This is a genomic window from Chitinophaga niabensis (genome assembly GCF_039545795.1).
GTDB lineage: Bacteria > Bacteroidota > Bacteroidia > Chitinophagales > Chitinophagaceae > Chitinophaga > Chitinophaga niabensis_B.
In genome coordinates, this window is the sequence record NZ_CP154260.1 from 2,869,090 (window position 1) to 2,881,932 (window position 12,843).

A 12,843-nucleotide genomic window follows, 5' to 3' on the forward strand; every position below is an offset into this window, starting at 1 on the left:
AAAGGGATGTAGCACATGAAGCTGGCAGCTATAGACATCGGTTCCAACGCCGCACGTTTGTTAATATCAGAAGCATCTCCCAAAGCAAACGGAGAGATGGATTTCACCAAAGTGAACCTGGTGCGCGTGCCACTGCGTTTAGGCATAGACGTTTTTGCTACCGGCACTATCTCCCAAAAGCGGGCTGACAGCCTCGTGAACACCATCAAAGCCTACAAACTGCTGTTGGATGTATATGAAGTAAAATACCTGAAAGCCGCCGCCACCTCCGCCATGCGCGATGCCACCAACGGCCTGCAGATCCTGGACAGGGTGAAACGGGAAACAGGTATGGACATCCGCGTGATCACCGGCCAGGAAGAAGCCTCTTATATATATGAGAACCATGTAGCAGAGAACATGGACAAAACCAAAAGTTATCTCTATATAGATGTAGGCGGTGGTAGTACAGAACTCACTTTATTCAGCGGCAACCGCCTGGTATTCAAAGAATCCTTCAACATCGGCACCATCCGCCTGTTACAGAACAAAGTAACGGAACAGCACTGGCAGCAAATGAAGGATTTCCTGAAATCACAGCTCCGCGGGAACAACCAGGTGATCGCTATCGGTTCAGGCGGTAACATCAACAAAATATTCTCCCTCTCTAAACGGAAAGAAGGCAAACCGCTTTCTTTAGACCTGCTCAAAGACTATTACAAAGAATTCAGCAGCTTTTCCGTAGAAGAACGCATCCATCTTTACAATCTCCGGGAAGACCGTGCAGACGTGATCGTGCCTGCCCTGCAGATCTATGTGAACGTGATGCGCTGGACGGATATCATGGAGATATTCGTACCCAAGATCGGTCTCGCTGATGGTTTGGTGCGTTCGCTCTACAATGAGATACATCAGCTAAAAATGCAATAAGCTCCCGCTCTTCAAAAAATAGTGCACAAATCCGATTAATATCGCAACTTTGTGCATTCTAATACCATAACGCAATGTCTGCTGCAAGTAAAGAGATCAAGCGCATCACCACACATATCCTGCAAAAAATGAAAATGGACGGCGAGCGTATTTCCATGCTCACCGCTTACGATTTTTCTATGGCAGGTATCCTGGATGATGCAGGAATAGACATATTGCTGGTAGGAGATTCCGCCTCCAATGTAATGGCTGGTCATGAAACCACACTGCCTATTACGCTGGACCAGATGATCTACCACGCCGCATCCGTAGTAAGGGCCATCAAACGCAGTTTTGTAGTGGTAGACCTTCCCTTCGGCTCCTACCAGGGCAACTCCAAGGAAGCCCTGATGTCCACCATCCGCATCATGAAAGAAACCGGTGCGCATGGCGTAAAGATAGAAGGTGGAGAAGAAGTGATTGAGTCCGTGAAAAGAATTATCAGTTCAGGTGTTCCCGTAATGGGCCACTTAGGTTTAACACCACAGTCCATTTACAAATTTGGCACCTACGCCGTACGTGCAACGGAGGACGATGAAGCCCAGAAACTGCTGAAAGATGCCAAACTGCTGCAAGAGGCAGGTGCATTTGCCATTGTGCTGGAAAAGATCCCCGCCCTGCTGGCTAAACAGGTGGCAGAGGAATTAACCATTCCCGTGATAGGCATCGGTGCCGGTAAATATGTGGATGGCCAGGTATTGGTGATGCACGATATGCTGGGCATCAACAAAGAGTTCAAGCCCCGCTTCCTGCGCCGCTACCTGAACCTTTATGACGATATCTTCAAAGCTACCCAGCAATATATCCACGATATCAAAAGCCGGGACTTCCCGAACGATCAGGAACAATATTAAGGCTATAAAACAGGAGTTTTAACATCTTTTAAGGGCTAAAACTCCTGTTTTTACTTATATTCGTTGTTGTGAATACTTTGTTGAACATACAGCTATCACTCCTCTCCTTTCTGCGCAGCACCTGCTCGCATGTGCCCTGAATGCCTGCCTTTTTACCCCCCTTTCCTGACCCATATTCTAAATCTTCAATTTATTATACATGACAACACTGGAAACAGTCTTAAATGGCCTTATGAGCCGTTATAAAGAGCGCGTGCCCGATGTAGGCGCCATTATCAACGCCATGATAAAAGAGGGCGTTATAACCCATGCAAATGACATTGAGAACGATCATATCGCCTTCCGCACCCTGGGTGTGGAACATTTAGGCATTCAATCCCTGGAAAAGATCTTCCTCCATTACGGTTATACCAAAATGGAATACTATAATTTCCCCGAAAAGAAACTGGATGCGTACTGGTATGCTCCCCCTTCCGAGCAATATCCCCGCATCTTCATCTCCGAGCTGCGTGTGAAAGAGTTAAGCCCTGAAGCACAACAGATCATCAAAAGCTACACCAACGAAGTAAAACAGGATCCTGTAAACAACCTGGACCTCGATAACGGTGCAGCCGTAGACACTTTCCTCCACAGCGCCCTCTGGCATACGCCTACTTTGCAGGATTATAAAACCCTTGCTGCTGAAAGCGAATACGCCGCCTGGGTGATCTACAACCGTTATTACCTGAACCACTTCACCGTGAGTGTACATAACCTGAAAGCAGGCTATAACACCGTTGCGGACTTCAACATCTTTTTAGAACGAAATGGTTTTCACCTCAATGATTCCGGGGGGAAGATCAAAACCAGTCCGGATAAAGGTTTGCTCCAAAGCTCTACTGTTGCCCGTATGATAGAAGTTACTTTTGCGAATGAGGAGAAACATGCTATCGCAGGTTCTTATGTGGAGTTTGCAGAGCGCCGTGTATTACCGCAATTTGCGCATCTGCCTGCTGCTGAGATCAAAAGGAAACATCGCAGAGAGGGCTTTGAGGCGAATAATGCGGATAAGATCTTTGAGAGTACTTATTCTACGCAGACGGGGAAGGTGTGAGTGTTGTAAGATATTATTATAGCAAAGCCTCCAGGTTATACAACCTGGAGGCTTTTTAAATACAATGGATTGCATTCAGAATGTGGATAAAAACCACACCCACGTTCGTCATTTTTTGTCATTTCGCAACCCGGGGGCTGCCTGTTTTAAGTATATTGTTAGTTCACCAAACAATCTTTTTTATGGCAGTACAATCTGGGATTTTTAAAGTAACAGGGGCTATCGGCGATGAAGTCGGGTACAACGTAGAAGGCAAACACCGCATGCGGAAAAAAGCAAAAAAGGTCAGGCGGAGCCTGGCTACCATAGAAGCTGCTACCGACTTTGGCTACGCCAGTAAAGCAGGCAAGCTCATCCGCCGCGCAATACGCCAGGGGCTCAACATCCGCACTGATAACAAACTCACCAACCGCCTGAATGCAGCCTTGCTGGAAGTCCTCTATGCCAGCAGCGAACAAAGGGGCAGCAGAGGGTTTAAGCCGGAAGCTCTGGCGGGATTAGCTGGTTTCAGGTTCAATATGCAAACAGAACTGAGCCAGCTGCTGAACTTCCAGCCCAAAGTAAAGCAGGACAAAAACAGCCTCCGCATTGCCCTGCCCGCTTTAACGGCGGAGGATATCCGCCATTATAAGAACACCTCGCATGTAGAGTTCAAAGCCATCGCTGTGGGCCTGAACTTCAACGAAGCGGAATACCAGGAGGCCGTAACCGATAAAGTATTGATCGATTTCCGGAAACCTGCGGAAGCAAAGGAATTAGTACTTCCTTTCAAAGCAGGCAAAGACGAAACGATCGTGGCGTTACAGATAACTGCATACCATGAGTTGAATGGAAAGCTATACAAGGTAGATAACCGTAAATTCTTTGCAGCAGATATCATTGATGTGATACCATCACTGCCGCAGGAAGAAGATGCGAATATTGTACACCACAGCCAGGTGCAGAAGAAGCCGCTCTTTCAACTCCATGGGGACCATACCTGCGTAACACCACAAAAAGAATAAACCAGGGTGAGGCGGGTGACAGGAATTGATGTGAAGTTTTCCTTCCAACAGGAAAAATATGTCCGCCACCTAAATTCAGCACATGATTTGCCCTAAATTTGTATCATGAAACACCTGCTTATACCACAATTGGACTTTCAACACACCAAAGGAGCTGTTATCTCCTTCCATATCCCCCAAATACTCCCTTAACTCCCCCTTCACCTCATCTACACATCCGGTACACCCTCTCTCCACATCAAGTCCACCTTCCACTGGTCTTCCAAATAGCAACCATAGGGCTGACATGGCTTTCATCTTCATAGCACACCCCAAACACAGCAGCAGCAGGCTTCCTGTTCCCATTCTTAATACTCATCCACCACAACCGCCGAAACCAATCCCGCGTACGATGTAGTATTCTCCGCATAAAACGCAATACGCACCTTTCCATCAGCCGGAACCAATACAAAGTCGAAAATAGCAGCATTCCTTCTATTCTGCGTGGCGTTGAATTGCTTTACCTGACCATTCACCCGCACCATATTGTTCCGGGGAGATGAAGTAGCATTGGCAGTTAACAGGATCTTGCAATATTTTCCCGGTGTAAGTCCTGTTACCTCAAGGTTCTCTACCGGCGAATAAGCAACCGTAAAAAATACGCCCCTGAGTGCATCAACAGGCACCACAAATCCCTGACCATCATCTGAGGGTACAGATATACCGTTCAAAGCACTTATAGCCCCATTTGGTGCGTAAGCCGAAGCAGCAATTGTATTAATACCAATCCCTGAAGCGCTGGTGCCGGAACAAACTCCCAGATGCGGATACCCGGTCACATTCACAAAACCGCTCACAGGATTACTTGTATAGCTAAAGTTAAAACTACCCGTTCTCGTAGTGGAGGGGCTGGTAGCTATTATCTGTACATCATCAAATGCCGTTCCGCCCTTATTATCTGTTACCGTACACCTGAAGACATACGTACCGGACGACAAACCGGAGATAATAGTTGATGCAGCATTAGGAGAATTGATAGTAGCATTGCCTCCTGATATTTTCGTCCACAGATAAGTATCTACAGTGCCATCAGGATCGCTTGCAGTAGCAGTTAATATAGGATTCCCGGGCAATGATACCGTCTGATCATATCCGGCATTAACCGTAGGAAATTGATTAACCGGCGACCCATCGCCCGGCAGCTCTTCCACCACAATGGCAGAGATCACACCATACGGAGTACCGTCCTGGTCATGCGCATAGGCTGCGATTTCTACTATCCCATTAGTCGGTACCGGTACCTGGTCAAAAATAGCTGCTTTACTGCTATTCTGAGTAGCATTATACTGTTGTGTCTGTCCATTAACAGTAACTTTTGTTACACGCGGAGAACTAACTGCATTTCCGATCACCAGGATCTTACAGAGTTTGCCAGGCGTAAGCCCTGTAACGTTGAAGTTGGTGGTAGCGCTATGATGACCGGTATAGAAAACATTCGCCAATACTGCCTGGTCCACTGCGAAGTTACCGCCATCATTCACAACAGCCATATTATCCAGTGCAGTATTACCAGTACTGGTAGACCATGCGGAGGTGGCCACGGTATTTAAACCAATGCCTGTAACGGGGTCTGTTCCCGTAAGAACAGCCATGTGCGGATTGCCGAATAAGTTAGTATAGGAAGCAACCGGTTTAGAAGTAAGACTAAAATTGAAACGGGCTGTTCTGGAATTAACAGGACTTGCATTCACCGTTACTGTCACATCATCAGAAGCTTGTAATCCGCTATTATTCGTAACCGTACAGCGGAATACATACGTACCTGCTGTTAAGTTCTGTACTACCGTTGTAGAACTGGTGGAACTCAGAAAGGTAGCGCTGCTGCCCTCAAGTTTTGTCCATTGATAGCTGGTAATGGTACCAACCGGGTCACTGGCAGAAGCACTAAGCTCTAAGGTAGCTGGCAAAGTGATCACTTTATCAGGCCCTGCATTTACAATCGGGTAAGTTCCTGTTACGGTGCCTATTCCCTGCACAATATTACTCCAGTTTGAATAACGGCCATCATACTGGCGGAACCTTACTCTATAGAAGGCATTATCAACAGCGAGATTAAGTGAATTACCGTCCGGCGTATTCACAGTCTGAAAATTTACGAATCCGCCATTCAGCGAACCGGCGCGCTGCACCTCATATCCGGAAACCTGGGTATTGGAAGTATAATATCCAACCAGCACGTCCCGCATGGGAACATACGCAATTAATGCCCCCTGATCATTCAGGTGAGCGCCGTCTCCTGTATGTAAAACAGGGTTGATCCTGTAGGGATTGGCAGGATCTTCCAGCAATTTATATACATATGCGCAACGGCTCCCAAACTGTTTCAGGAGTAATTGGCTGAGGTCTGCCTGCTGAACACGGGCAGCCTGGGCAAAGTCATGCCGTGGAAATCCGCTGAAAACAAACAAAGTGGCACCCGACTTCACACAGGCATCTTCTATTGCTGCAATATTGGCCATTGTTTCCGTCAGCGATGTGGCACCGCCTGCAGGATTATTGGGGTCTGCATCATTACTGGGTGTAACAAGAATGATGATCTTGTTCCCGTCAGTCAGTGCTTTTGTGATATTGTTATTGGCATCTACCCACTGATTAGATCCGTTGGGTAACAGTTGTCTCGTATTATATCCGTTCTGGCAATAATTAGTCACCACGGGGCTACTCGCCACCTGTTCCAGGTAAGTAGTTAACCTTCCTATGATCGAATTCCTGTAAGTACTGGTGAAAGCTCCCTTCCCCTGGCTTCCGCCGATCACACCAACCTTAGGCAGAACGTACAGGTCCTGTGGGCTTTTCCACCATTTTAAACGCTGCTGGGTTGAGTTGATAGCCTGTACAGAAAGACTAAACGGCACAGGGCTCTGTATGGTAGTGCCGGCCCCACTTCCTCTAAAAGCCATCGTATCCTGACCTTTAATAGCAATAGCAGTATCTCCCAGGTTCTCCAGCTGCAAGATCCGGAACTCCGTTCGTCCCCCTCCCATATTTTGTAAAATACCTTTTACATCGCGCGACTGATTTTCAATCACCAGTTCAGCACGCTGGATCTTAATACTGTCTTGCGTTACTTTAAGATTGGATTGAGAAAAGGTTTGCTGTGTTACAAACAACAACACAATACCAATGAGGCTTTTCATCGTCTTCATTTACTCGAACATTTATAGGAATGGCAGATATAAAATAAAGTCCTGACCGGGCTATTCCGATCAGGACTTTTTATTGATTAATTCTCCTGGATGATCAGCGCATTGATGTAAGAAAACTCTCCGTTTGTTGTATGGTCCACCGGTGGATAAACAGCAATCCTTATTACCCCTGATGAATTAGGCACCACACCGGTAACAACCTGCTGTGCAGAAGTATTACCCAATGCATTCTGCAATAATTCAGACCCGCCATTAATGCGCCATGCAGCATAACGTGGGGCTGTAGCAGCAGTACTACGTGAGCCCACCAGTTTTAAGGTGTATGTTTTAGATGGGTTCAGCCCTGTGATCAGCAGGTTATCATTTGTACTGTATTTCAAACTGTAGTTAAACCAGTAACTGTTTAGCGCAATATCAGGTACTATACCTGAATTATTCCCTGTGACCATACCCGCATTATCCGCTGAGTTTACACCGGCAAGGCCCGTCCAGTAAATACTTGTATTACCTCCGTTATTGATGGTCCAGCTTGTAGTTGGGTCTGTAACAGAAATGTTCATTCCCGTTACGGCTCCGTTAACGTTCATCCAACCCGGAATGACAGGCGCCGCTGCATTCGAGAAATAAGCACGTAACGTTTTCAGACCACCATTATCAGGAAGCACTGTTATCGTAGCATCATCACTGTAAGTTGCACCACCTGAAACGGTTACCGTTAAACGGACCTTAAACACACCATTGGTGAGCGCACCTACAGTGGTGTTCGCTGCAGTAGCCGTTCCGAATGTAACTGTATTGGGGCCGCCTTCACCCTGGGGCAGGGTTAGTGGGAATTGGGTAAGCGGCAATTGCGTCCATTGGTAACCCGTGATCGTATTCCCATTTGCATTAATGGTGCTCGTTAATGATACGCTGTTGGTTGGCAGTGTAATACTGGCATCCGCTACGGTTATCGTAGGTGCAGTACCTGAACTGGCATTCACGGTTACAGTAGCATCATCACTATATGTTGCACCACCCGTAACAGTACCTGTTAAGCGGAACACATACACGCCATTGGTAAGCCCTCCCATCGTACAACTGGTTGCAGTAGGTGTTCCCATCGTAGCCGTATTAGGCCCGGAAACCTGCGTCCATTGATAACCCGTAAATGTGTTTCCGTTTGCGGTAATATTACCCGTCAGCGCAACACTGTTAGTGGGTAGTGTAATAGTAGCGTCTGCCACAGTGATTGTAGGAGGAGTATTAGCATTCACCGTTACCGTAGCATCGTCACTATAGGTAGCACCGCCGGAAACAGTAACCGTTAAACGGAATACATAAGATCCGCTTATAAGCCCTCCCATTGTACAATTCACAGCTGTGCTCGTACCCATCGTAGCCGTATTGGGCCCTGAGATCTGCGTCCATTGGTAACCTGTAATAGTGCTGCCGTTCGCGTTTACATTACCGGTCAGTGCAACACTGTTGGTGGGCAATGTTATACTGGCATCTGTCACAAATACTGTAGGTGTGCCAGGTGCATCTGCTATGCTGATATCTACAAAACTTAAGTGTGCATAGGTACTACCGGTAGCAGGGCGAAGATTAATATCTACTGCACCCGTACCTGTTATGCCTGAATATACGATAGCCCTGTTCAGATCTGCTGGTGCGCCGGAACCATAATAGGTTTCCATTGTTTTGGAATTTGCCCATGTTGCTTCTGTACCTAATTTTGATTCAAGGATCCTTGATGCATTGTTAACAGGATCTACCCTTGCTCCCCATAACTTAATGGAATAGGTTTTTGAAGTAGTTAATCCTTCAATACGAAGTGTAGTACCATTTGGATAGATAGAGTTATGCAGGAACATATTATCAGATAGCGCCGTACCAGGATATCCCATGGCAGCAGCATAGAACCCGGCAGCGTTAATACCGCTTGTACCATTGGTTACTACCTGGTTACCGGAAGGTTCTCCTATCATTCTAAAAGAAACAGCGGTGGCGGTATTATTTGCAGTTACCAGATTGCTGATAGCGGAGTTATCCCTGAATCCCGTAGCCCCGCCGGAGCCATACCAGTTATTCCAGTAATTCCCCGCTGCATCCGGAGAAATAGTAGTTTGTCCTATTAATCCGCCAACACCGGTTGTATTTACACTATCTCCTCCAAGGTCCACCAGGATCCGGTTAGGGTCTCCTGTTACCGGCGGAGTGGTGCCACCACCATTCCCAAAATAGGTAGCGATGTTGGAGTAAGAAGAAGAGGTACCATTGGTATAATTTGCTTTCACCCTGAAATACTGTATCCCGCCCGTTGGTTTCGTATAGCTTTTCTTTACGATCACAGGATTGGTGACCTCATCAAACTGCGACCAGCTGCTGCCATTTGCAGATGCTTCCACTGTATATCCGCTCACACCAATGATCGGTTGAAAATAAGATTGAAAACGCGCAAATAAACTACTGGCTATTTGCAATACACCCTGTGCATTCAGATGAACGCCATCCCCATATGAGTATTCCGTTTTGATCACCGCATCCGTAGCAGCGCTTGCGTCTACGATGTTAGTGAATCCTTCCACAAAACGTTTGGGCCAGATGGCACGGATACTGTCTGCAATTACTTTCAGTTGCGTTTGTTGTGCTGCATTTAACTGATGCCTCGGTTGTGTTGTTTCCCAGAGAATGGGAATACCCTTATTTAATGCCATGGTATCCAGCTTCTTTAAATTAGCCAGGATCTGCGCATTGCTAAGCCCGTTCCCCACATCGTTGGAAGGCAGGGAAATAAAGAGGAAATCAGGATTATATTTCAGTGCACTGTCGATGTTAGTACCTGCTGTGCCGCCCTGTGAAACAGGCATTAAGTTCACACTGCTATATCCGCCAACGGCCAGGTTGTTCCATGAAGCGCCGGAAGTATTACTATTAAACCAGGCACCGATCTTATCCCCCAGCCTGTCCGGAGCATTCAGCCCATACCCTGCCAGTGTGGAAGAACCAAGCCCAACCACACGGGGTGAAAGGCTCAGCGTATTATTATTGGTTGCCCAGCGAAGGGTAAAAGTATTATTACCATGATCAAAAGCACCGGCATTCAGTTGCGTAAGGTTGGTGAAGAACCCTGCCGGGGGATATATAAACACCAGGCTGATGCCGGACATTGCTTCAATATACACCCGCTCGCCCTGCGTCAGCGCAGGCCGGAAAGTAATTTTACCGATGGTGCTATCTACCAGTATACCATCGTTCAGGTCCCTGTATTGGAACACGCCGTTACGCCAGACTTTGACGTTTTTACCTGTAAAGTCTGAGTTGGTGTAGATACTGTCACCTACACCAGGATATCCCTGGCTGACCCCGGTTTTAAACTGCACACTTTTCCCATTAGCTCCACCGATGCCGCTATACTTTAAAGTATCCTGGCCCACAATAGCCAGGGCAGTATCTCCCAGGTTTTGCAGCTGGATCATGCGGAATTCGGTCCTGCCGTTTCCGCTGTTGTACAGTACACCAGGGATGTCCTTGGTCCTGCTTTCAATGACCAGTTCTGCATTGCGGATCTTTACGCTGTCTTGTTTCACCTGAATCACGGATGATTGAGAGAAAAGGTACAGGCATTGCATTAACAACGCGATGGTGAAAAGTGCACGTTTCATAGTGTATAAGTATTTCGAGCATTCAATTTTTATATGTTGGCTCAGGCTTTATTGCTGAACTTCGCAGTTACTGATATTTCCTTCTTTATTTATTTGTTCATAGGCTGTGGCTGATACCACTAAATAATTCTCTTCATCTATGAAAAAATCATCTCCTGATGTTCCATTTATGTAGAGCCATTTAAAAGGGGGCACCTTCTTGTTTCCATTCAGATCATAGAACTGCGGTGAAAACTCTACCTCTGCATCTTTTATGATATATCCTTTTAAGCCTTCCAGCTTATTCAATAATCTTTCCGTTATTAAGAAACAAGGGAAACATTCAATCAGATCATCCTCAAACCAATCATCGAAAATAAAATGAAGATTTTCGATGTGCGGAGGATGAGTCCGGTTATCCAGTATTGTTTTGTTACCCAATTGACCAGGGGTATCTGGTTTTAATCTGTAATTTTCTCTGCTTAACATGCTGCATTCTGCTTTGTTAGGTATTGTGGTTGCCGGGGGTGTTTATTGCCCTGGGTTAATGGTCTACATTTTCTACATTCACATTTTCCTAAATTATCTCCTGTATTAAAAAATATAAAATCATTCTCATGTACTAAATTAAAAACCCGTCATTATTTAATTTCTCGATATTACAGTCATAAATCCCATTCTCCCAATTATCATTAATCTTTTTAGAACTACCAGAAAAAATCACACCATTAATCTTATAACGCTCATCCTGGTACTCAATGATATCGCCAATCTTAGGTAGCCCTCCATCAAGGAAGGAAATAGTTGCAATAATTCCTACAGGTTCATACTTGTCCATTTTCAATACCTGTATTTTTCTCATTGCTTTCATAGTACTACTTCCAATTAATTTCATATAGGAACGAAATTTTTCACACCTTGATCATGCCCGGTTTAATGACTATAACGTTCAAAGAACTTCTTAAACAATAAAAGATATAGTTCCCAAGGCACAAGACCTTTTGCTGTTTATTTTTCAGTCCCATATCTCCCTGTCCACTCATTCGCGAAAATGATATCTATTTTACCTAATTCTTGATTATCCAATTCTCTAAATGAGTAATCAACTGTTTCCAAATATGCAATCATTTCACTCGAAACACAGAATGATGGATACTTTTTTAAATAAAAAAGATAGTATACCGGCCATATGTATTTACCATCAGTGTAATAATTCATCGGTCCAATATCTTCGCCATCTATCAAATCTCTCATATAAGTCATAACGCCTCCAAAAAATTGCCCCTTAGCCAAATACTCAATAAATTTCTTTCTAGCTTCTTCATCAACGTTTGAAGTCACAAACATTTCTTTGAAAGGTCTTGCACTTCTAATATTTCTATCACATTCGTTAATAAAACCTATAAATTCCATTTGATATTATTTAGCCATTAGTGATACAAGTCTCATGCACTAATTAAATATAAAAGCAGACCTGAACTATTCCCGAATTTATACTTGCTACTCATATCACAACAGTTTAATTAGTTAAACAATAATTCCCCATTGGAGTATTTGCGTTATTATTTCAAAGAACTTTAATATTAAAATGAACCAAATAATACCAAGGCACAAGTCAGCTCACGCACAAAGCCATCGCACAAGACTTGCGCCAGCCAAGCATACACTCAGCCATCATACAAGCCTTGACCAGCCTAGGACAATAGCCTTGTATTTATACCAGAATATCGTTTATACTGATTCATTTACTTGATAGTTGATACTCCATATTTGATGTTAATTAAACCACGTATATTAACATATTCCTGATTATCCAAGATAACAGGTTCTTTTACACCTATTTCCGACAGAATAATTTTGTAATATGTTGTATCGGTATTATTATTACTTACAATCTTTTTTGCCAGAAGAATTGAATCATTACCTTCTACATATACAACAGAGGGGGCAATAATAATTTGAGAGCTACTTTCATTTATTTTCTTACCTAAAAAATATCCTTTCATATCACTTGAATGAAAAAGAATTAATTCATGTGTTCCAATTTCAATTTTATCGTTATTGAACATATCAATACACGATACCTGAAAAACCAAGCTAAAAATAATTAATACACTTAAAAACGATTTCATG

10 protein-coding genes are annotated in these 12,843 nt (G+C 44.7%); 4 read left to right on the forward strand and 6 right to left on the reverse strand.

All coding sequences use genetic code 11. The features are described from left to right. The first annotated feature begins 15 nt into the window (after positions 1-15). The 4 genes from AAHN97_RS11310 to AAHN97_RS11325 all read left to right on the forward strand — a co-directional run bounded on the left by AAHN97_RS11310 (position 16) and on the right by AAHN97_RS11325 (position 3,899). Positions 16-909, forward strand: a complete 894-nt coding sequence (locus tag AAHN97_RS11310; RefSeq protein ID WP_343307716.1) for an exopolyphosphatase — start codon at positions 16-18, stop codon at positions 907-909. Between the two features lie 74 nt (positions 910-983). Next, positions 984-1,802 (forward strand): 3-methyl-2-oxobutanoate hydroxymethyltransferase, encoded by an 819-nt coding sequence (gene panB / locus AAHN97_RS11315; RefSeq protein ID WP_343307718.1) that lies wholly within the window; start codon positions 984-986, stop codon positions 1,800-1,802. Between the two features lie 199 nt (positions 1,803-2,001). Further along, positions 2,002-2,895: a DUF1338 domain-containing protein gene (locus tag AAHN97_RS11320; protein ID WP_343307719.1), complete on the forward strand. Its 894-nt coding sequence runs from the start codon at positions 2,002-2,004 to the stop codon at positions 2,893-2,895. A gap of 182 nt (positions 2,896-3,077) precedes the next feature. Continuing rightward, entirely contained in the window at positions 3,078-3,899 is an 822-nt protein-coding gene (locus AAHN97_RS11325) for a hypothetical protein (RefSeq protein WP_343307720.1), read from the forward strand. A gap of 347 nt (positions 3,900-4,246) precedes the next feature. Here AAHN97_RS11325 and AAHN97_RS11330 read toward each other — a convergent pair whose 3' ends face one another. The 6 genes from AAHN97_RS11330 to AAHN97_RS11355 form a co-directional block, all read right to left on the reverse strand. Further along, complete coding sequence (locus AAHN97_RS11330; RefSeq protein WP_343307721.1) at positions 4,247-7,084, reverse strand: PKD domain-containing protein; 2,838 nt, start codon at positions 7,082-7,084, stop codon at positions 4,247-4,249. Between the two features lie 77 nt (positions 7,085-7,161). Continuing rightward, positions 7,162-10,731: a PKD domain-containing protein gene (locus AAHN97_RS11335; protein ID WP_343307722.1), complete on the reverse strand. Its 3,570-nt coding sequence runs from the start codon at positions 10,729-10,731 to the stop codon at positions 7,162-7,164. A 48-nt stretch (positions 10,732-10,779) separates the two neighbouring features. Continuing rightward, positions 10,780-11,199 carry a hypothetical protein gene (locus tag AAHN97_RS11340; RefSeq protein WP_343307723.1) on the reverse strand — a complete coding sequence of 140 codons (420 nt, stop codon included), beginning with the start codon at positions 11,197-11,199 and terminating at the stop codon, positions 10,780-10,782. 133 nt (positions 11,200-11,332) lie between these two features. Continuing rightward, positions 11,333-11,605 (reverse strand): hypothetical protein, encoded by a 273-nt coding sequence (locus tag AAHN97_RS11345; protein WP_343307724.1) that lies wholly within the window; start codon positions 11,603-11,605, stop codon positions 11,333-11,335. 113 nt (positions 11,606-11,718) lie between these two features. Continuing rightward, complete coding sequence (locus AAHN97_RS11350; protein ID WP_343307725.1) at positions 11,719-12,123, reverse strand: hypothetical protein; 405 nt, start codon at positions 12,121-12,123, stop codon at positions 11,719-11,721. 332 nt (positions 12,124-12,455) lie between these two features. Further along, positions 12,456-12,842, reverse strand: coding sequence for a hypothetical protein (locus AAHN97_RS11355; protein WP_343307726.1), 387 nt, complete (start codon positions 12,840-12,842; stop codon positions 12,456-12,458). Between the last annotated feature and the right edge of the window lies 1 nt (position 12,843).

Excerpts from the sequence above, each read along its gene's own strand:
- AAHN97_RS11310 (WP_343307716.1), top strand. The coding sequence starts at position 16 with ATGAAGCTGGCAGCTATAGACATCGGTTCCAACGCCGCACGTTTGTTA.
- panB (WP_343307718.1), top strand. The coding sequence starts at position 984 with ATGTCTGCTGCAAGTAAAGAGATCAAGCGCATCACCACACATATCCTG.
- AAHN97_RS11320 (WP_343307719.1), top strand. The coding sequence starts at position 2,002 with ATGACAACACTGGAAACAGTCTTAAATGGCCTTATGAGCCGTTATAAA.
- AAHN97_RS11325 (WP_343307720.1), top strand. The coding sequence starts at position 3,078 with ATGGCAGTACAATCTGGGATTTTTAAAGTAACAGGGGCTATCGGCGAT.
- AAHN97_RS11330 (WP_343307721.1), bottom strand. The coding sequence starts at position 7,084 with ATGAAGACGATGAAAAGCCTCATTGGTATTGTGTTGTTGTTTGTAACA.
- AAHN97_RS11335 (WP_343307722.1), bottom strand. The coding sequence starts at position 10,731 with ATGAAACGTGCACTTTTCACCATCGCGTTGTTAATGCAATGCCTGTAC.
- AAHN97_RS11340 (WP_343307723.1), bottom strand. The coding sequence starts at position 11,199 with ATGTTAAGCAGAGAAAATTACAGATTAAAACCAGATACCCCTGGTCAA.
- AAHN97_RS11345 (WP_343307724.1), bottom strand. The coding sequence starts at position 11,605 with ATGAAATTAATTGGAAGTAGTACTATGAAAGCAATGAGAAAAATACAG.
- AAHN97_RS11350 (WP_343307725.1), bottom strand. The coding sequence starts at position 12,123 with ATGGAATTTATAGGTTTTATTAACGAATGTGATAGAAATATTAGAAGT.
- AAHN97_RS11355 (WP_343307726.1), bottom strand. The coding sequence starts at position 12,842 with ATGAAATCGTTTTTAAGTGTATTAATTATTTTTAGCTTGGTTTTTCAG.